This window comes from Pseudosulfitobacter koreensis (assembly GCF_024733015.1).
GTDB classification, from domain to species: Bacteria; Pseudomonadota; Alphaproteobacteria; order Rhodobacterales; family Rhodobacteraceae; genus Pseudosulfitobacter; species Pseudosulfitobacter koreensis.
On sequence record NZ_JANKJG010000002.1, the window covers coordinates 352525 to 371895 of the forward strand.

Consider the following 19371-nt stretch of genomic DNA (forward strand, 5'->3'; position numbering starts at 1 on the left):
GGCGCGTCAGTCCGACCAGTCATCCAGATAGGCCCCGATGGGCGCAGGCCGCACCGGCGGCTGTCCGCGCAGGTGGCCGACCTGGGCCACCGGAACGCCTGCCTTGGCTGCCAGAACTTCGGCCCCTGCCAACTGGCAATACCGCCCCTGACACCGGCCCATTCCAACCCGCGACAGCGATTTTGCCCGGTTCGCCTCGGGACCCGACAGCGGCAAGGTCTCGCGCAACTCGCCCACGCTGATGCCTTCGCAGCGGCACAGGACCGTGTCGGAGGGAAGATCGCGGACCATCTGCGCAGGCCAGGGAAAGGCACGTTGCATGGCGGCGGCGAAGCGCTGCATCCGGCGCAGTCTTTTCAAATCAGGTTTCGTGTCGGGCGTTGGCAGGCCGACGTCTTCCAGACATGCGCTTGCAGCCAGCCTGCCCGCAAGCTCGGCACCCTCCGCGCCCAGGATTTGCAGCCCGTCACCGGCCAGATAAACGCCATCACCGGCCCGGCCAAACGCATCGGAGTGAGGCAGCCATTGGCAAAACCTGTCGTTCCAAACCATTGAAACTCCGGCAAGATCAGCAAGATGTGTCTCTGCGCGCAAGTGCCAGCCCAACCCCACCATGTCACATGTGCTGCACTGCTCTCGCCCCCTGCCATCCTGCCAATAAAGCGCGGTCGGCCCCGCGTCATCGGTCGCGATCCGGACCAGCTTGACCCCGGCATGATAGATGCGGCCCAACTGCGCGCGCATCAGCGCCCCGCGCACCGTCACGAACGGACGGGCCAGCGCCATGCCGACCGCCCCCCTCGCCTGCGTGGTCAGCGGTGCCGTGTCCAGTACCGCCTCGACCCGTGCGCCTGCTTTCAGCAGTTGCGACGCGACCAGCGTCAGCAACGGACCGGAGCCTGCAAGCACGATACGCTGCCCCAGCGCCACACCCTGTGATTTCAGCGCAACTTGCGTCGCACCCAGCGAATAGACGCCCGCACTTTGCCAGCCGGGCACCGGGGCCAGCCGGTCGGTGGCCCCCGTCGCAAGGAGCAGCCTGTCATAGGCAATGCCGTGCACACCCTCCGGCAACAGAACCTGCGCCACCTGCCCGCTCAGGCTGATGACAGAACTGCGCGCATGAAAGGTCAGCTGCCCCGCCTCCAGCATCATGTCGAAACATCGGTGCAACGCCACCGCCTTGCCCGCCTCGGACCCGTAGAGCGCGCGCGGCGTGCGGGTGAATCCTGCGGGCGGGCGGCGATAGATCTGGCCACCGGCGCGCGCGCCTTCGTCGACGACCACGGGATGCACCCCGGCTGCGACCAGCCGCTCTGCCGCGCGGATGCCTGCGGGGCCTGCGCCGACGATCAGAACCTGTGTCATGTTGCATCACCTATAGCAGGCCAGCTTGAGACAGGGGCAGACCGCAGCCGCATACCCGGCTTCAACTCGGTCGAACACGCCCGCAGACGTGCACCGTCTTCCTGCCATATCCAGCAGTCCTGGCAGGCTCCCATCAAACAGAAACCGGCCCGCTGTTCGGGGCCGAATTCCGCCTGTCGCAGAGCGCCGCGCGACAGCAGCACCGCAGTCAGCACGGTGTCTCCTTCCAACCCCGTCAGCGCCACGCCGTCGAAGGTGAAAGGCACCTCCAGGCGCGACGCCTCTGCCAATCGGACCAGCCTTGCTGTCATTCCGCAGCAACCTTAAGCGGTGTATCGTGCGGCAGCGCGGGAAAACGCGCGCAGACCTCGGCAAAAGCGGCGGTGACACCCTCGGGCCCCATGCGCCCGTCCATCCGGCGAAAGATCTCGGTCTTGGTGAAAAAGCGCCAGTGGATTGGCAGACCTGCCAGTATCTGCGTCAGCAGATCATAGGCAGCATCCGTCCATTGCGCCTCATACCCCTCGCGTTCGGGGCCGAAGTGGAAGTGTTCGGTATTGGGCGTCATGGTTGCGCGCAATGCAGTGGTCGCGTCTTCGTCGACCTCGCCATCGCTGATCACCACGCCATATTCGCTGCGCGCGGCCTCGACCGAGACATAGCCGCCCACCACGTCGCGTGCGACCCGCGCAGTGGGGCGCAGCAAGGGATCGCCGCGCCCGCCGCCACCCGCCGAGCGTATTTCAAGAACGTCGCCGGGTTCCAGGATCGCGGTGTCGACATTGCCCAAGGGCCGCGCCTGCGGCGTGCCGGGGTTGATCATCATGTCCGACAGGCCCGCCGCATGGCCGCCCAGCACCCCCCAGGGGCGAAAGAACGACCGGTCGCGGTTGCGGGCGGTGATCCGTGTGTCCGGCGCAAAAACCCTGAACGCCATTTCGGTCGCAAGCCCCCCGCGCCAGTACCCTGCCCCGCCGCTGTCGCGGGCCAGACCGTATTTGACGAACTCCACCGGAACCTCGGTCTCGGTGATCTCGATGGGCGTGTTCTTGAGATAGGCGGCATCGGCCCCCGACCCGTTCGACCCATCGCGATGCGGCATCCCGCCGCCACCGCCGACCACCGGGTTGACCGCGGCGATCACGGTCTTCTGCGTCCGCTCATTGCGGGTCATAACGTTGACGATACAGTTGTTGCCAGCCGGTGCCGCGGGCATCCGGTCGGGAATGGCCTGCGAAAACGCACCGAAGATCACCGAGCGCAGCCGCGCGCAGGTGAGCGAGCGCATACCGACCGCAGCCGGCTCCACAGGGTTCAAGACGGTGCCTTCGGGGGCAATGCAGGTAAAGGGCCGCGTCATGCCGGAGTTCAGCAACAAACGCGGGTTCAGCGTGTAAAGGACGTAGTAGACGCCCACCAGCAGGATGGTATGGCGCGGGTTGCCGCCAGAGGGCACGTTCAGCGACGACGCCAGCTGCGGGTCCGACCCGGTAAAGTCCAGCACGGCGCTGTCTCCGGTGATCCGCAAAGTCAGCTTCAGGCGGCAGGGGTTTGCCTCGTCGCTGTCCTCATCGGCATAATCGGCAAAGACATATTCGCCGTCCGGAATGGCCGACAGGATATCGCGCGCCTGTGCCTCGGACTGGTCTTTCAGCGCCGCGACACCTTGCAGAAAGCCGGTCTTGCCAAAGCGCGAGATCATCGCCTGCACCTTGCGCTCGCCGGTGCTGAGCGCCCCGGCCAGTGCCTTGATGTCACCGATGTTCAGCGCAGGCTTGCGCACGTTGGTTTCCATGATCCGCAAGACCTGCTGATCGAACACGCCTTCGTTCACCAGCTTCATCGGGGGAAAGCGGATGCCCTCCTGGTGAATTTCGGTCAGCGAACGGGACAGCGACGCAGGCACGGCACCGCCCATATCGGTATTGTGGATGTGCCCGCCCGCAAAGGCCACGATATCATCGCCCGCAAAGATAGGGCGCCACAGATGCGTGTCTGGCGTGTGGGTCGCGACATTGCCAGAATAGGGATCATTGGTGAACGCCACATCGCCGGGGCGATAGTCGTCTACCATGTCGATCGCCGACCCATGGCTGAGACCGGGATACCAGGTCGCCCCCAGATCCATCGGCACGGCGAAGGTCTCGCCGATCTTGTCCATCAACAGCACGGTAAAGTCCTGCGTTTCCTTCACAAAGGCGGAATGCGCAGTGCGGTGCAGGGTATGTGCCATGTTTTCGGCAGCGGCGCGGGCATGGTTCGCCAGCACCTGAAGGGTCATTTGATCGGCCATGGTGTCACTCCGCCAGAATAAGATGAATGTTCAGATGTGCGTCGACCTGCGCACGTGCGCCCGCAGGCACCACGAAGGTCGTATCCTCCTGCGCGACAATCGCCGGGCCGTCGAAGGCGGCACCGCCCCCCAGGTCCTCGCGGTCATAGATCGGCACGTCGCACCAGTCGCCAACCCAGACCGGCACATGACGAACCGCCTTGGCCTCGGCCTCGGCGGCCCGAGACACGGGAAACTCCGGCTTTGGACCGCCACCAAGGGCGGACAGGCGCAGGTTGACCAGCTCGACCTTGCCGTCCGGATCTTCAAAGTCGTAGATCCGCTTGTGGGTCTCGTGGAACGCCGCCGCGATCTCGTCGGTCGCATCCAGCCAGTCGGGAGAGAGCGATACCTCGATTTCAAAGCTTTGACCGGCATAGCGCATGTCGGCCGAAAGGCGCAGATCGGGTGTGCCCTTGAACCCCTGTGCCGTCAGCCAATCGCGGCCCTCTTCGGCCAATGCGTCGAACTCGGCCCTCAGCTGCGGCAGCGTCTCGTCTGCGAGAGGCGCATAGACCGTGCGGATGAAATCGCCGCGCAGATCGGCGACAAGCCCCCCCAGAGCCGAGACCACACCGGGACGACGCGGCGCGATCACGCGGGCCATGCCCAGTTCATGCGCCAGAAACGCCCCCAGCATCGGGCCACCGCCGCCGAAGGGCATGAGTGCAAAGTCACGTAGATCGACCCCGGCGCGCGAGCACATCTTTTCGACCTCTACGAACATTTCGGACACCGCGATGTCCAGAATGGCCTGCGCCGTCTCTTCGATGCTGCGGCCAAGCTGGTCGGCAATCGTGCCGACAGCCTTTTGCGCCAGACCCACATCCATTTTCAATTGGCCATACGCCATGTCCGAGTGGCCCAGCCATCCGCAGACCGCCAGCGCATCCGTCACCGTGGCACGGGTGCCGCCCCGCGCATAGCAGGCCGGTCCGGGGTTCGATCCGGCGGACTCCGGGCCGACCCGCAACACGCCCTGTGCATCCAGCGTCGCGATAGACCCGCCGCCGATACCGATCGAGCTGACCGAAACCGACGGAATGTGCAGCGGGAATTCTCCGACCTGCTCATCGGTGCCATATTGCACCTCGCCGTCGACGATCAGCGCAAAGTCCGCCGAGGTGCCGCCGATATCCAGCGTCAACACCCGTGCTTCGCCCGCCTGACGGGCCAGCCACGACGCGCCGATAACGCCCGACGCCGTGCCCGACAGCAGCATCGACACACAGTCGCGCCGCCCCTGGCCCGCGCTCATCAATCCGCCATTGGACCGTGTCAGCATTGCCTTGGCCGGAACGCCTTGTGCTTCAAGGCGGCTTTCCAGTGCTGTCAGATAGCCCGCCACGCGGGGGTGCACGTATCCGTTCAGGATCGCGGTCGATGTGCGCTCGTATTCGCGGATCACCGGCCACACTTCGGAGGAGGTAAAGACGAACATTTCCGGCGTGGCCGCTTCGATCATCGCCTTGACGGCGGCCTCCTGGGTCGTGTCGCGCCAGCTGTGCAGCAGGGCCACGATCACGCCGTCCGCGCCTGCGGCCTTGGCCTGACGCGCGGCGTCGGCCACCGCCCCTGCATCAGGGGCCAGCGTTTCCGACCCGTCGGCGCGCATCCGCACCGGCACGCCAAAGACCATATCGCGCGAAACCAGCGGATCGGGCCTGTGGCAGAACAGCGAATACATGTCCGGCATCCGCAACCGCGCCAGTTCGATCACATCCTCGAACCCCGCATTGGTGACCAGCGCCAGCTTGGCACCTTTGCGCTGGATGATCGTGTTGATGCCGACCGTTGTGCCGTGGACGAACCGCGTCACCGCTTCGGGGTCCAGCCCCTCGCGTTCGGCCAAAAGGCGCATACCGTCCAGCAGTTCCGCGCCGGGATCATCGGGCGTCGTCAGAACCTTGAGCGACGCCACACGGCCCGACACTGTTTCCAGCGCACAGAAATCCATGAACGTGCCGCCGATGTCGACCCCGATCTTCCAATCGGGTTTGGGCTGCGTTGTACCATCCATGTTAACGTCCTTCCGTCAGGTTCGATGCGTTCTTGCCCAAACCATCAGAAAGCGCGGCAAGGGTCCAAGACCCATGCGGGGGCAATCCATAAGCCGAACTTATGGCCTCGGGGCAAGCCTGACGGCACAAAGCTTGCGGATTTCGTCGCGCATCCCTTCCTCGGCCCGCGACAGGGTTTTATCAGCCAGTGTCAACAGCGACAGCGGCAGGTCCGGGCTGCTGTCCAGCGGGCGGGTCGTGACACCCTGAAACTGATGCCAGGGCAGCAGATCATCGACCACGGCCACGCCCAGCCCGGCCTGCACAAAGCCCACTGCGGAAATCGACACCTCGATCTCAAGCTGTGCGGAAAACACCAGCCCTTGCAGGCGGGCGGCCTTGTCCAGCTCTTCGCGCGGGCGGGTGGGCGCGCGGTAGGAAATCACGGTTTCGTCCTGAAGATCGGCGAACGACACGCTGCCCTGGGCGGCAAGCGGATGCGCCTCGGGCAGCAGGCAGCAAAAGGTCGTGACCCCCAGACGCTCTACCGCGATGTCGGGCGTCATCTGGTCATCCATTGCCATCGCCAGCGCCGCGTCGCCCGCGCGCAAAAGCGCGATGAGGGACCCGATGGGAGCTACGTGCGAGCGCAGCAATACATCCGGATACCGGCTGCGATAGCGCGACAGGATGTCGGGCAGCAGTGACATCGCAGGCGGGACCGAGGCCGCGACCCGCACCAGACCTGCCTGCCCCAGCCGCAAATCCTGCGTCTTGCGCCGCAACCCCTCCAGCCCCGCGAACAGGCGCTCGGCCTCGGCGTGAATCTCCAGCGCCTCGGCGGTCGGACGCAGCCGCCCCTTTTCGCGCGAGAACAGTTTGAACCCCAACTCGTCCTCGCAATGCAGCAGGATCTGGCTCAGCGCCGGCTGCGAGATGTTCAGCGACTGGGCGGCCCCGGTCACCGTGCCCACCCGCATCACTGCGGTAAAAACTTCAAGCTGTCGTGCGCGCATGGCATCCCCATAACCTTGACTTATGACCCATAGCGTATCCGGTCTTTGACGCGACGCCACCCTGTGCGGTCTTGTGTTCGAAATATCAGACCAAAAAGGGGCGTGCCGTGGATGTGATCGTATTGGGCGGAGGATTGATGGGCACAAGCGCGGCCTTCTTCCTGGCCCGTCGCGGGATCACCGTCACGCTGATCGACCCCAATGCGATCGGTGCGGGGGCGACAACCGCGTCCTTCGGCAACATTCGCCGCACAGGACGGTTTCTGCCGCAGCTGCCATTGGCCCACCGGTCCCGTGCGCTGTGGGGACAAGCCAAAGACCTGCTGGGCCGCGACGTGGAATTTCGCGCCACCGGCCACCTGCGCCTGATCTTCGATGCCGCAAGCCACGCCGACATGCGCCGCTTTGCCGACGCCGCCGCCCCATGGGGCCTGAGCTTGGAGGAACTGGACGCGGCCGACCTGCGCCGACGCTTTCCGGGTCTGGGTGCGGACGCCATCAGCGCGTCCTTTTCGCCGCAGGACGGATCGGCCAACCCGCGCCTCGTTGGTCCCGCCTTTGCCGATGCTGCCGCGCGGATCGGGGCCCGTATCCTGCCGCACACCAAGGTTCACGGGATCGCCAGGACCGACAGCGGCTTTGCCGTGCAGACCAGCCGTGGCACCCTGGAAAGCGCCGTATTGCTGAATTGCGTCGGCGCCTGGGGCAAGGCGATTGCCGCGCAATTCGGAGAAGACGTGCCGCTGACCATGCACGGCCCGCAGATGGGCGTGACCGAACCGCTGCCGCACCGCGTGCTGCCGGTTGTCGGGATGTGGTCGCAAGAGATCGGGGCCTATCTGCGTCAGGTCGAGCGGGGCAATATCGTCTTTGGCGGCGGGGTCGCCCGCACGCCGGTCGATCCGCAGACCGGCCACGCCAAGGCAGACCCGCAGCTGCTGCGCACGCAATTGAAAACGGTTGTCCGCCTGCTGCCCGCCTTGCGCGATGTGGCGGTGATCCGGCAATGGTCGGGCTGCGAAGGCTATGTTGCGGACGATCTGCCCGTCATGGGACCGTCGGGCACCACCCCCGGTCTGTTCCACGCCTTCGGCTTTTGCGGCCACGGCTTTCAGCTTGGACCCGGTGTCGGCGATGCAATGGCCGAGCTGATCGCCACGGGCACCTGCGAGACGCCGCTGGCCCCCTTCGACATCAAACGGTTCGCGCCATGATATCAGAATTTCGACACCTTGCCCCACTGGGATTCGTCGAACCGGCTCAGCTTGTACTGGGCGGTTTCGGTGACGGGCTGGCGGTCCAGCAACATGTCGGCCACCATATGCCCCACACCCGGACCGATGCCAAAGCCGTGACCGGACAGGCCCGCCGCCAACGTAAGCCCCGGAATGCCGATATCGGAATCGATCACCGGCACACCGTCGGGTGTGCTGTCGATGTACCCGGCCCAGCTTTGCTGCATCTGCACGTCTTTCAACGCAGGCAGCAGCGCGCGGGCGCGACGCAATGCTTCGTCCACATGTCGCCTGGACGGGCGCGGATCGAGGATTCGGGTGCGCTCCATCGGGGTCTCTTGGTCCAGCGCCCAGATTGCACGTGTCTCGAATGCGGCCTTCCATGCCTGAAGCCCGCCGGGGGACAGCGATTTCCAGCGTTTTGCAAACATCGGCAGGAAGTGTTTGGCCCCCGCGATCATCCGCAGGGTCGGATCGAAATGGCTGCGCCCCGACACGGCCACGGTGTACCCGCCGTCCTGTCGGCGTGTGACCGACGCCGCCGCCGTGTGCAGGGCGTCGGGCAGATCTTTCGGCACCGGCTTCAACGACAGGATCGAACTGCGGATCGACGCCTGCGGGAAAAAGATGCCCGACTGGTGCAGGAAACTGCCCGCCCAGGCCCCGCCCGACAGCACGACGCGCGATGTCTTGATCGTGCCCCGTTCGGTGACCACGGCCGAAACCGCACCGGCGGTGGTCTCGATCCCGCGCGCGGCGCAATCCTGCACGACGGTTGCCCCATGTTTGATTGCGCCTTGGGCAATCAGGGGGGCTGCACGCGAAGGGTCGGCGATACCATCGCTTGGCGACCACACGCCACCGGCCCAGCTCTGGCCCGTGGCGGCACCGCGTTCGGTCGCCTCGGCCCTGTCGAGCATCCGGGTGTCGACCCCTTCACCGCGCGCGAACCTGCCCCAGTTCGCCCACCCGTCCAGCTCGGCCTGATCGTTGGACAAATAGAGCAAGCCGCATCGGCGAAAGCCCAGATCGACGCCGATGTCTTCGGCCATATCCTCCCACAAGGCGAGGCTCTTGGTGGACAGCGGCAGTTCGCGGGCGTCGCGGTTCTGCTGGCGGCACCAGCCCCAGTTGCGGCTGGATTGCTCGGCCCCGACGCGCCCCTTCTCCAGCAGCACAACGCGCAGGCCCCCGCGCGCCAGCCAATAGGCCGTGCTGACGCCCACGATGCCTGCGCCGATCACCACGCAATCGGACTCCTTGGGGAATGTTTCGTCTGTCTCGATCTGCATCAACGGCGCGGGCATGTCATTCTCCGAATTTTAACAAGACCCTATGCCACCTCGCCCGATCACATGTGCCGGATGTTGCCCAGCAAACAGCATTTCATATCGAATGCGGTTGACTATAAAGAGCGGCTCACGTTCACACTGACAGATCAGGCGCTCAGACTCCGAAGGATAGCAAATGACAACCCGTTATAAGCTGGACCGGATCGACTTGAAGATTCTGGCCGAGCTTCAACGCAATGGCCGCATCACCAACGTCGAACTGGCCGATCTGGTCAGCCTGTCGCCGTCGCCCTGTCTGATGCGTGTCAAAAAGCTGCAAAAGGCGGGATATATCATCGGATACGCCGCCCAGATCGACGTGGCCAAACTGGGCGATACGCTGACCGTTTTCACCGAATTCACGCTCAAGAACCATCGGCAGACCGATTTCGCCCGCTTTCAGGACGTGCTGGAAAAGGTCCCGTCCTGCGTCGAATGTCACCTTGTTTCAGGCGGTTACGACTACCTGGCAAAATTCGTCACCTCGTCGATCGCCGACTATCAGAACGTGATCGAAGCGTTGATCGACCGCAATGTCGGCATCGACAAATACTTCAGCTTCGTCGTGATGAAGACGCCATTCGTCAAGACCCAGCTGCCCCTGACCGACCTGTTCGCAGACCGGATCTGACAGTGCCCTGCTGACCGCCTCAGCGGTCAGAGAATTGCGCGACCAACTCGGGGTCCTGTTCCAGCGAGGACAGCCAGCCGGTGTCGAGCTTGGGGATCGAAGAGATCAGCAAACGCGAATAGGGATGCGTGGCGTGCTCTGACATCTGGCTTGCAGGCAGCGCCTCGACGACTACGCCCTTGTGCATCACCAGAACGTCGTCGCAGATCGCTTCGACCGTCGACAGGTCGTGGCTGATGAACATGTAGCTCAGGCCCAGCTCGCTTTGCAGCTCTTTCAGCAACTCAAGGATCGCCGTCGCGACCACGGTATCAAGCGCCGATGTGATCTCGTCGCACAGGATCAACTCAGGCTCGGCGGCCAACGCACGCGCCAGGTTCACCCGCTGCTTCTGCCCGCCGGACAATTCGCTGGGCAGACGGTGGCGCATGTTGGCAGGCAGGTGAACCATGTCCAAAAGCTCGATCACGCGCGCCTCCAGCGCCTTGCCCCGCAACCCGTGGTAAAAGGTCAGCGGACGCCCGATGATGTTGGCGATGGAATGTCCGGGGTTCAACGCGGTATCGGCCAGCTGAAACACGATCTGGACGCGGCGCAGGTCTTCCTTAGAGCGGCTGGCAAGGTCGGGTTTCAGCTCGTGACCCTCCAGCAGCACGGTGCCCCTGTAGGGCGGCAGAATACCGGCAATGGCGCGCGCCAGCGTGGATTTGCCCGAGCCGGATTCACCGATCACGCCCAGATTGCGCCCGTGTTCCAGCCGAAAGTTCACGTTCTCAAGGATCTTGGCCGACGGCACGCCGTCGCGCATGGTCCCGTAACCCGCGTGCAGGTCCAGAACTTCGAGAATGGGTTTCTTCTGATCCGCGGCCGAGACCGGTTGCGGTGTGCGGCCCGCAGGCTCAAAGGCCGCAATCAGCTCTCTTGTATAGGGGTGCTGCGGATCGTTCAGGATCTGTTCGCAGGTGCCGACCTCCTGCACTTCGCCGCCCCGCAACACGACGATACGGTCGGCGATCTGTGCCACCACCGCTAGATCGTGGCTGACGTAGACACCGGCGCAGCCACCATCGGCCATTGCCGACTTGAACGCGCGCAAGACTTCGATCTGCGTGGTCACGTCCAGCGCGGTTGTCGGCTCGTCGAAGATCACCAGACGCGGGTCACCGATCAGCGCCATTGCCGCCGACAGCCGCTGCAACTGGCCGCCCGACACCTGGTGCGGGTAGCGATTGCCGATGGTGTCGGGGTCCGGCAGCGCCAATGCGCGGAACAACTCGACCGCCTTCTCGCGGGCCTTGGCCTTTGACATCAGGCCGTGGATTGTCGAAATCTCGATCACCTGCTCCATGATCCGCTGCGACGGGTTGAACGCCGCCGCCGCCGACTGCGGAACATAGGACACCTCGGTCCCGCGCATTGCCGCGCGCTGGCGGGTGGTCATCGCCGTCACTTCGTTGTCACCGATACGGATCTGGCCGCCGTTGATCGAACAGCCCGGTCGCGTATGCCCCATCAGCGACAGCGCGATCGTGGTCTTGCCCGAACCGGATTCCCCGATCAGCGCCAGAATTTCACCCGGCGCAATGTCGAAATCGACGCCATTGATGATCTCGACCTTGCGTTTCGCATCGGTGACCGCGCCGATCTTGAGGTCGCGGACAGTGACAAGCGGTGTATCGTTGGATTTCTGGGGCATCATTCGCTCCTGTCGCGGATACGGGTTGGCAGGTTGTCGATGAACATGTTCACCGAGATGGTCAGCGATGCGATGGCGACCGACGGAAACAGGACCGCAGGCGCGCCAAGGCTCAGACCTTCGATATTCTCGCGCACCAGCGCGCCCCAGTCCGCGTTGGGCGGCTGCACGCCAAGTCCCAGGAACGACAGGCCCGACAACACCAGCACGATAAAGACAAAGCGCAGGCCAAGGTCGGCCAGGACAGGCCCCAGGATGTTGGGGAAAATCTCGCGCAGGATCAGATAGGGGGTCGCCTCGCCGCGCGCGCGGGCGACGGTGACAAAGTCCATCGTGTTGATGTTCACCGCCAGCGCCCGCGCAAAGCGATAGGACCCCGGCATGTAGATCGCGGTCAGCGTCAGCACCAGAACTGGAATCGACGACCCCACCGCCGCCACGACGACCAGACCGAACAACAACGACGGAATGCCGTTATAAGCGTCCAGGAACCGCGAAAGGATCATGTCGAACCAGCCACCGGCAACGGCGGCGACCATGCCCAGCAACACGCCGATGGTACAGGCCAGCGTAACCGCGGCCAGCGCGATGCCGACGGTATAGCGCGCGCCCATGATGATCCGCGAAAAGATATCGCGGCCCAGATAATCGGTGCCCATCCAGAATTCAGAAGTGACGGGGCCGAAATAGTCCCAGTCGACGATCTCGCCCGGCGGATGCGGGGCCAGCGCGGGACCAAAGATCGCCACGATGGCCCAGAACACGATCACCGACAGCCCGATGCGGCCCACCCAGTTAAAGACGAACTTCGGGCCCTCGGGCGCGTCGGTTTCTTCGGCAGTGGTGGAAGAAGCGGAAACAGTCATGTTCAACGAAGCCTCGGGTTCGACAGGATTGCAATCAGATCGGCCAGCGTGATCAGCGACAGGTAGCTGACGCAAAAGATCATGGCGCAGGACTGGATCAGCGGCAGGTCGCGGGTCGAAACCGCATCGACCATCAGTTTGGCAACACCGGGATAGTTAAAGATCGTCTCGACGATGATCACCCCGCCCACCAAATAGCTGAGCGACAAAGCGACAGCGTTGGCGATCGGTCCCAGCGCGTTGGGCAGCGCGTGGCGCAGCACCATCCGCGACAACGACGCCCCCTTGAGCAGGGCCATCTCGACATATGGGGTATTGATCGTTTCGATCACCGCTGCGCGGGTCATCCGGATCATCTGCGCCGAGACCACCATGGACAGGGAAATCACCGGCATCGCATAGGCCCGCAGCATGGCCGACCAGCTGTCGAGATCCACGCCATAGCTCAGGGCCGGCAGCCATCCCAGCCAGACGGCAAAGATCAGCACGGCCAGCGTCGCCACCATGAACTCCGGCACCGACACGACCGAAATCGTCAACACGGAAACCGCGCGGTCGAACATCGACCCTTGCCACATGGCCGCACAGATCCCCAGCGTCAGCGCAACGGGCACCGACACCAGCGTGACGACGCCGGCCAGCCGCAGAGAGTTGAGCAGACGCCCGCCTACCAGTTCGGCGACCTCCATGTTGTTGACATAGGACGTGCCCATATCGCCCTGGGCAAGTCCCAGCAGCCAGTGCACGAAACGCGACAGGGCCGGCTCGTTCAGCCCCATTGCATCGCGCAAACCGGCGACGGCGTCGGGTGTGGCGGCCTGACCCAGCAGGATTTCGGCCACATCACCCGGCAGCAGGGCTGTGGCGAAAAAGACTGCGAAGGACACGATGATCAATGTCAGCAACGCGATACCAAGCCGTTGCGCGACAAGGATGTATGGCAGGAGTGATCGGTTCAAAAGGCACCTCGTTTCCGTGAAGGAACGTCAGTCAGGGCCGCGCGGCGTGCGCACGGCCCCGGTGTGAATTGCAGAGCGGTCAGGCGTCCAGCCAGACATACTCGGCAAAGGCATAGCCCATCATGCCGCCCAGCGGGTTGGGTTTCATGCCGCCCAGCTTGTTGGTGACACCGTCCACGTTCGAGATGTACGTGGGAATGATGGTCCCCGCCTCGTTGGCGACCATTTCCTGCATTTCCCAATACATCGCGGTCCGCTTGTCTTCGTCCAGCGAGCCACGCGCTTCGATCATCATCTTGTCGAACTTTTCGGACTTGTAGTGGCTTTCGTTCCACGGTGCTTGCGATGCGTAAAGCAGCGAGAACAGGATGTCGGGCGTCGGACGCGGGTTGATGTTGCCGAAGTGAACCGGCGATTTCAGCCAATAGTTCGACCAGTAGCCATCCGACGGCACGCGGTCGACCGTCAGGTTCATGCCGATCTGGGCACCTGCCTGCTGGACGATGGTCGCCATATCGACCGAAGAGCCGGCTGCATCGGATGCAACCATCGGGATTTCGGTGCCCAGAAGACCCGCTTTTTCAAAGTGGAACTTGGCCTTTTCCGGATCAAAGGCCCGCGGTGCCAGGTTGGGGTTGTGATAGCGGTTGGAGGGCGGCACAGGCTGGTCGTTGCCGATCTCGGCCAGACCGCGCAGCACCGACTGCTGGATCGCTTCGCGGTTGATCAGCGACTTCATGCCTTCGACAAATTCCATCTGCTCGCCGGGGGGGACGTCGAGACGGATGTTCAGGTTGGTGTAGTTGCCTGCCGTCGAAATCTCGGTACGCACGGAATCGTGGCCTTCCAGCATCCGCAGCGAACGCGGGTTCACCGCCGCCGCCAGTTGGATGTCGCCGGACAGCAAGGCGTTCACCCGCGCGTTGTTGTCGGGAATGGCGAAGAACTCGAAGCTGTCGAGGTAAGCGCCCTGTGCCTTGAAATAGTTGGGGTTTCTGACACCAATGGAGCGCACGCCCGGCTCGAAGGATTCGCTCATGAACGCGCCGGTGCCGTTGGCCGTGCTGAAATCCGTGGTGCCGTCGGCCACGATCATGAAGTGATGCAGCGACAGGATGGTGGGCAGGTCGGCGTTGGGCTCTGCCAGCACGATCTTGACGGTCAGGTCATCGACCTTGGTGATCTCGGTCATCTGCTTGGCCAGCGAGTTCGCCTTGGAGCCGACAGCCGGGTCAAGGTGACGGTTCATCGAATAAACGACATCATCCGCGTTCAGCATCTTGCCGTTGTGGAACAGCACGTCCGACTTCAGCTTAATTTCCCAGGTTTGGGCATCGCTGGACTGGATGGTATCGGCCAGCTCCATCTCCACGACACCTTCGCCGTTGAGGAATGTCAGGCGGTTGTAATAGGCGCAGCAGCGCACGTAATCGGTCGAGAGTGTCGCCTTGGCGGGGTCGAGCGTGTCTGCGGTCGATGACGACCAGCCTGCGGCTTTCAGCGTGCCGCCGACCGTTGGGGTCGCTGCAACAGCGGCAGTGGCGTTCATCAGGACAGAACCTCCGGCGGCCACGGCCACGCCCGATGCCATCAGCATCTTGAGCAATTCGCGACGCGACGCGCCGCGGCGGATCATGTCTTCGACCGCTGCATCGTCGCGGCTGGTCCAGTTTGTTGGGGTCTTGGTCATTTTGATTTTCCCTGAGGTTGTGAAAAATGATGCCGTGGCGATCTTGCCGTCGCCTCGGGCGGGTGAACTCATGCGTCGAAGGCTTCGTCGGCCGCCAGTGCCAGTTCGATCAACGCGTGAAAGTGGTAATCCGGTTCGGTGAACGTCGCGGGCGCGATAGTGCCACCATATCCGTCCTGCGCATGACGGCGCTCGATCCAGGCGTTGGTCATGCCCAGCGTGCGCGATATGCCGATGTCGTGGTGCTGGCTTTGCGCCGTGTGCAGGATGTCGGCCTTGGTGCCGCCGTCCTTGGCCACGTGGTCAAACACGTGCTGAAAAAACGCCGGATCAGGCTTTTCCGTGCCGGTGTCGTCGCAGGTGAAACCGGCCCAGAATGGATGGCCCAGCTTGGCTGCGTATTTGTCAAACGCCCAGCGGCGGGCATTGGTCATCGCGATAAGCTTGTAGCGCGCCTTGAGCCGTTTCATCGCATCTGCGCTGTCGGCAAAGGGTTCGGCGTCGCCCACGGCGTCAATCATGTACTGGCAATATTCCGGCGTGTCGGGCAGACCGAAAGCTTCGGCAATCCGGCTATAGCAACGTCCCAGATCGTCGGGAAACAGGCCCGCGTCCGGCGCATAGCGGGCATCGCGGTAGACGCCCAGCGCGGCTTCGCCGTCCAGATCCACGCCTTCTTTCGCCGCGATATCGGCAAGACCGCCCGTGATCGCACCTTCAAAATCAATCAGCGTGCCGACCACATCAAAGCTGACGTAGCTGAACGCTGTCAGCGGTTTTACATCGGTGGTCGTCGTCATCGCGGATGTCCTTTATGCGCATAAGCAGGCCCCTTGAGCATCGCAAATGCGCCGTTGCACTGGCACTGCCTTGCGATCTGGCCCAATCGGTTCGCAGCGATACGGCGTTGCGGCGCTTGGGCAGACGGTGGGGGACCGGCTTTGATTTTCCTTGACCTCAGCCTCCCCCATAACGGGGTCTGTAAAACGCCGAATTCAGGCGGGGGTTCGGCATATTCTACTGTATTCACGAAAACAGCGGCATTTCCCTGTGCCGCTGTTTTGCGCTTAATATCCGCGATCCTGATCCACCCGACCGGGCAGTTCGCGGTTTTCCCGGCTGGCGCGGACCACTTCCAGCGCATGACGTGCGCCCTCTGCATGGTCGGTGTTCGCAGCGACGTGCGGCGTGATGACAACGCGCGGATCACGCCACGCCCAATGCGTCTCGGGCAAAGGTTCGGGGTTGGTCACGTCCAGCATCGCCGAGGTCAGCCTCCCGTCATTCAGCGCCTGTTTCAGCGCGTCCATGTCCAGTTGCGCACCGCGCCCCGCCTGGACCAGACGCGCGCCCTGCGGCAGCTTGGCGAACAGATCGGCATTCAGGATGCCGTGGGTTTCATCGGTCAGCGGCAGCAGGCAGATCAGTATCTCGGATTGCGCCAGAAACGCGTCCAGCCTGTCAGATCCGAAGACGTCGCACCCGTCGACGGGCCGCCCCGAACGCGACCAGCCCACCAAATCGAATTCCATCTGCGATAGCGTCCGCGCGGCCAAGGTGCCGATACGTCCCATGCCCATGATCCCCACACGCGTGCCGCGCGCGCGGGGCACCACGTGTCCGGTCCATTGGCCTGCCTGTGCCTGCCGAAGGTAGGTCGGCATATCGCGGTGCACCATCAGCGTGGCCATGACCACCCAGTCGCGCACCATCTCGTCGATGCCGGGGGCAAGCGTGCGCACCAGGGTGACGCCTTCGGGCATTCGTGGCATATGGTCGACACCCGCGCCTGCGCCGATGACGACTTTCAGTTTGGGATAGCGCCGCAGATCCTTTGGCGGCAACCAGCACATCAGATGTGTGATCTCCGCCGGATCGGTCACCGCCTCCTCGCCCACGACGAACCCTTCGCCTGCCGCGTCGAACATCGGGCCCCAGACTGCCGCCCGCTCGGGGCTTGAGAGAAACAGCAGCGCCATCAGCGCATCGCCGCTCGGATTTCGGGGTCTTCCAGCGTGATATCCAGCACCGCGCGGGTCCGCTCGACAATCGCGTCGATCTCGGCATCGGTGCAGCACAGCGGCGGCGCATAGCCAAAGATGCCTTGGGCGAACGACCGCACGATCAGACCCTGATCCCAGGCGCGGTCGAACAAACGCGTGGCAGGCTGAACCTCGGGTGGCAGCGGTGTCTTCTTGTCCTTGTCGGTCACCAGTTCGACCGCCGCCAGCATCCCACGTCCGCGCACATCCCCGACCAGCGGGTGATCGCGCAGGCTTTCCAGCCCCGCCATCAGACGCGCGCCAGCCTTGATGCCGTTGTCGAAAAGCCCGCCTTCATACAGTGCCAGAACCTCCAGCGCGACAGCGGCAGACACCGGATGCGCCGAATAGGTAAATCCGTGTCCAACGGCCTTGGCCCCTGCCCCGTCGGCGATGGTGTCATAGACATGGTCCGACATGAACACAGCCCCCATCGGAACATAACCCGAGGTCAGACCCTTGGCGCAGGTCATCAGGTCGGGCACAATGCCTTCCTCGGCGCTTGCAAAGATCGGGCCGGTGCGGCCAAAACCGGTAATGACTTCATCCGCGACAAAGAGAATGCCCAGCTCCTTGCAGACATCGCGCATCGCCTTGATCCAGCCCTTCGGCGGCACCAGAACGCCACCCGACCCCTGGATCGGTTCGACATAAAAGGCGGCAACCTTGTCTTCGCCGATCGCGGCCACCTTCGCGCGCAACTCGGCAACCGAGGCGTCGATGACCATCTGCGGATCATCCCCCAGCGGGTTGCGGTACAGGTAATGCGACGAAATCTTGTGCTGCCAGGCATATGGCACGCCAAAGCCGTCGTGAAAGCCCGGCAATGCCGTGAGGCCCGCGCCCATCGTCGTCGACCCGTGATAGCCCTGCGCGACCGAGATGAACTGATCCCGCTCGGGCTGGCCCTTGGCGTGCCAGTAATAGCGCACGAAGCGGATCGTGCTGTCGACCGCGTCCGACCCGCCAAGGGTGAAATAGATGTGGTTCATATCGCCCGGCGCGCGCTCGGCCAGTGCGGCGGCCAGACGGATCGGCGCTTCGGACCCCAGATCGAAGTAGCCGGTGGCATAAGGCAGTCGGCGCATCTGCTCGGCGGCGGCCTCGACCACGCTTTCGTGTCCGTAACCTGCGTTCACGCACCACAGCCCCGCGAAGCCGTCGATCAACTCGCGGCCTTCGACGTCAGTCACGGTCGCGCCCTTGGCAGAGCGCAAAACGCGCACGCCGCGGGCTTCGTGCCCACGAAACGATGATACAGGGTGAACAAGGTGCTGGCGGTCCAGCTCGACCAGGGAATTTGTCAGCATGTCAGTCTCCGATTGGGTCAGCCAAGTGCCTGCGACACAAAGGCATAGGTGTTATACTCAGATGGCACGGCGGGTTTGGCGCAGCAGTGCATGACCACCCCACCACCGGCAGAGGCCATGCCAAGCGCTTCGGCGTATTCGGCAAGCCCGCCCTCTTCCACAAGGTCGACGCGCAGGAACTGGCCCGCGCAGCGGCTGGCGGCCTCGGCCATCAATGCCCGCGCGATGGCGGCATCCCTGGCCACGACAGGGCCAAGAACCTTGCCCCGCCCAAAGTCGCGGACCACGGCAAATCCCGCATCTGCAGTCAAAAGCGCGCCTTGCTTCACGATGGTGCCCAGCAAGGCGTCGCGTGACAGGCCGGATGCCGCCCTGTCCATCTCCACGACGCGCGCGATATCGTCCACCGTGCCGACGGCAACGGGCAACTCCGGCGTCGCCGCACGCGCAATGCCTTGGTGTTGCAGGATCTGCCCTGTCGCCACGAAGCCCAGCTTCTCATAGAGCGGCAAACCGTCCGTCGTCGCCACCAGCCGCAGTTCACGCGCACCGGCAATCGCAATGACACGCTCCATCAAGGCGCGCCCCAGACCACGGCCCCGCAGCGCGGCATCGACGATAATCATGTTCAGCGTGGCAACTCCGCCAAAACTGGAACAGAGCGCCGTGCCCACCACCCGATCCTCGGCCAGGGCCACGACACCACTCGACACCGACAGCGTCAACGCCCAGTCTTCGGCACGGTGCGGCCAGCTGACCGCCTGCGACATGCGCAGCGCGTCGGCCAGATGATCCGCCGTGAACGGCGCAAAAGTGATGTCGGCACGCGACAGCGAAAGGCTGTCCGATTTGGCGAGAGTCATAGGGTTGTCCGTTTTGTTCTGGTTCAGCTTAT

16 protein-coding genes are annotated in these 19371 nt (G+C 63.7%); 2 read left to right on the forward strand and 14 right to left on the reverse strand.

Annotated features, from left to right (window positions below; all coding sequences use genetic code 11):
- Positions 1-6: 6 nt before the first annotated feature.
- The 5 genes from NTA49_RS04825 to NTA49_RS04845 form a co-directional block, all read right to left on the reverse strand.
- On the reverse strand, positions 7-1368 hold the full coding sequence (locus NTA49_RS04825; protein WP_258293526.1) for an FAD/NAD(P)-dependent oxidoreductase: 1362 nt from the start codon (positions 1366-1368) through the stop codon (positions 7-9).
- On the reverse strand, positions 1365-1679 hold the full coding sequence (locus NTA49_RS04830) for a (2Fe-2S)-binding protein (protein ID WP_258293527.1): 315 nt from the start codon (positions 1677-1679) through the stop codon (positions 1365-1367). The genes NTA49_RS04825 and NTA49_RS04830 overlap by 4 nt, the downstream gene beginning before the upstream one ends.
- Positions 1676-3661 carry a hydantoinase B/oxoprolinase family protein gene (locus NTA49_RS04835; RefSeq protein WP_258293528.1) on the reverse strand — a complete coding sequence of 662 codons (1986 nt, stop codon included), beginning with the start codon at positions 3659-3661 and terminating at the stop codon, positions 1676-1678. Before NTA49_RS04835 ends, NTA49_RS04830 begins: the two co-directional genes overlap by 4 nt.
- Positions 3662-3665: 4 nt before the next feature.
- Entirely contained in the window at positions 3666-5720 is a 2055-nt protein-coding gene (locus NTA49_RS04840; RefSeq protein WP_258293529.1) for a hydantoinase/oxoprolinase family protein, read from the reverse strand.
- Positions 5721-5819: 99 nt separating this feature from the next.
- A complete protein-coding gene (locus NTA49_RS04845; protein ID WP_258293530.1) occupies positions 5820-6716 on the reverse strand; it encodes a LysR family transcriptional regulator in 897 nt (298 codons plus the stop codon).
- Positions 6717-6823: 107 nt separating this feature from the next.
- On the opposite strand from NTA49_RS04845, the gene NTA49_RS04850 reads away from it, so the two are divergent.
- Positions 6824-7930, forward strand: a complete 1107-nt coding sequence (locus NTA49_RS04850; protein ID WP_258293531.1) for an NAD(P)/FAD-dependent oxidoreductase — start codon at positions 6824-6826, stop codon at positions 7928-7930.
- Positions 7931-7932: 2 nt separating this feature from the next.
- Here NTA49_RS04850 and NTA49_RS04855 read toward each other — a convergent pair whose 3' ends face one another.
- Entirely contained in the window at positions 7933-9243 is a 1311-nt protein-coding gene (locus tag NTA49_RS04855) for an NAD(P)/FAD-dependent oxidoreductase (RefSeq protein WP_258293532.1), read from the reverse strand.
- A gap of 175 nt (positions 9244-9418) precedes the next feature.
- On the opposite strand from NTA49_RS04855, the gene NTA49_RS04860 reads away from it, so the two are divergent.
- Positions 9419-9913 (forward strand): Lrp/AsnC family transcriptional regulator, encoded by a 495-nt coding sequence (locus tag NTA49_RS04860; protein WP_258293533.1) that lies wholly within the window; start codon positions 9419-9421, stop codon positions 9911-9913.
- A 19-nt stretch (positions 9914-9932) separates the two neighbouring features.
- Here the strand turns inward: NTA49_RS04860 and NTA49_RS04865 are convergent, their stop codons facing one another.
- From NTA49_RS04865 to NTA49_RS04900, 8 genes are all read right to left on the reverse strand, one after another.
- Positions 9933-11609: an ABC transporter ATP-binding protein gene (locus NTA49_RS04865; RefSeq protein WP_258293534.1), complete on the reverse strand. Its 1677-nt coding sequence runs from the start codon at positions 11607-11609 to the stop codon at positions 9933-9935.
- Positions 11609-12475 (reverse strand): ABC transporter permease, encoded by an 867-nt coding sequence (locus NTA49_RS04870; RefSeq protein WP_258293535.1) that lies wholly within the window; start codon positions 12473-12475, stop codon positions 11609-11611. Before NTA49_RS04870 ends, NTA49_RS04865 begins: the two co-directional genes overlap by 1 nt.
- Before the next feature lie 2 nt (positions 12476-12477).
- Complete coding sequence (locus tag NTA49_RS04875; protein WP_258293536.1) at positions 12478-13434, reverse strand: ABC transporter permease; 957 nt, start codon at positions 13432-13434, stop codon at positions 12478-12480.
- 79 nt (positions 13435-13513) lie between these two features.
- Positions 13514-15124, reverse strand: coding sequence for an ABC transporter substrate-binding protein (locus NTA49_RS04880; RefSeq protein ID WP_258293537.1), 1611 nt, complete (start codon positions 15122-15124; stop codon positions 13514-13516).
- A gap of 68 nt (positions 15125-15192) precedes the next feature.
- Entirely contained in the window at positions 15193-15924 is a 732-nt protein-coding gene (locus NTA49_RS04885; protein ID WP_258293538.1) for an HAD-IA family hydrolase, read from the reverse strand.
- Positions 15925-16191: 267 nt separating this feature from the next.
- Complete coding sequence (locus NTA49_RS04890; protein WP_258293539.1) at positions 16192-17103, reverse strand: 2-hydroxyacid dehydrogenase; 912 nt, start codon at positions 17101-17103, stop codon at positions 16192-16194.
- Complete coding sequence (locus tag NTA49_RS04895) at positions 17103-18476, reverse strand: aspartate aminotransferase family protein (RefSeq protein ID WP_258293540.1); 1374 nt, start codon at positions 18474-18476, stop codon at positions 17103-17105. Before NTA49_RS04895 ends, NTA49_RS04890 begins: the two co-directional genes overlap by 1 nt.
- A gap of 17 nt (positions 18477-18493) precedes the next feature.
- Entirely contained in the window at positions 18494-19339 is an 846-nt protein-coding gene (locus tag NTA49_RS04900) for a GNAT family N-acetyltransferase (protein ID WP_258293541.1), read from the reverse strand.
- Between the last annotated feature and the right edge of the window lie 32 nt (positions 19340-19371).

Coding starts and splice junctions, on each gene's coding strand:
- NTA49_RS04900 (WP_258293541.1), bottom strand. CDS start 19,339: ATGACTCTCGCCAAATCGGACAGCCTTTCGCTGTCGCGTGCCGACATC.
- NTA49_RS04895 (WP_258293540.1), bottom strand. CDS start 18,476: ATGCTGACAAATTCCCTGGTCGAGCTGGACCGCCAGCACCTTGTTCAC.
- NTA49_RS04870 (WP_258293535.1), bottom strand. CDS start 12,475: ATGACTGTTTCCGCTTCTTCCACCACTGCCGAAGAAACCGACGCGCCC.
- NTA49_RS04845 (WP_258293530.1), bottom strand. CDS start 6,716: ATGCGCGCACGACAGCTTGAAGTTTTTACCGCAGTGATGCGGGTGGGC.
- NTA49_RS04860 (WP_258293533.1), top strand. CDS start 9,419: ATGACAACCCGTTATAAGCTGGACCGGATCGACTTGAAGATTCTGGCC.
- NTA49_RS04885 (WP_258293538.1), bottom strand. CDS start 15,924: ATGACGACGACCACCGATGTAAAACCGCTGACAGCGTTCAGCTACGTC.
- NTA49_RS04825 (WP_258293526.1), bottom strand. CDS start 1,368: ATGACACAGGTTCTGATCGTCGGCGCAGGCCCCGCAGGCATCCGCGCG.
- NTA49_RS04880 (WP_258293537.1), bottom strand. CDS start 15,124: ATGACCAAGACCCCAACAAACTGGACCAGCCGCGACGATGCAGCGGTC.
- NTA49_RS04840 (WP_258293529.1), bottom strand. CDS start 5,720: ATGGATGGTACAACGCAGCCCAAACCCGATTGGAAGATCGGGGTCGAC.
- NTA49_RS04835 (WP_258293528.1), bottom strand. CDS start 3,661: ATGGCCGATCAAATGACCCTTCAGGTGCTGGCGAACCATGCCCGCGCC.
- NTA49_RS04865 (WP_258293534.1), bottom strand. CDS start 11,609: ATGCCCCAGAAATCCAACGATACACCGCTTGTCACTGTCCGCGACCTC.
- NTA49_RS04830 (WP_258293527.1), bottom strand. CDS start 1,679: ATGACAGCAAGGCTGGTCCGATTGGCAGAGGCGTCGCGCCTGGAGGTG.
- NTA49_RS04855 (WP_258293532.1), bottom strand. CDS start 9,243: ATGCAGATCGAGACAGACGAAACATTCCCCAAGGAGTCCGATTGCGTG.
- NTA49_RS04890 (WP_258293539.1), bottom strand. CDS start 17,103: ATGGCGCTGCTGTTTCTCTCAAGCCCCGAGCGGGCGGCAGTCTGGGGC.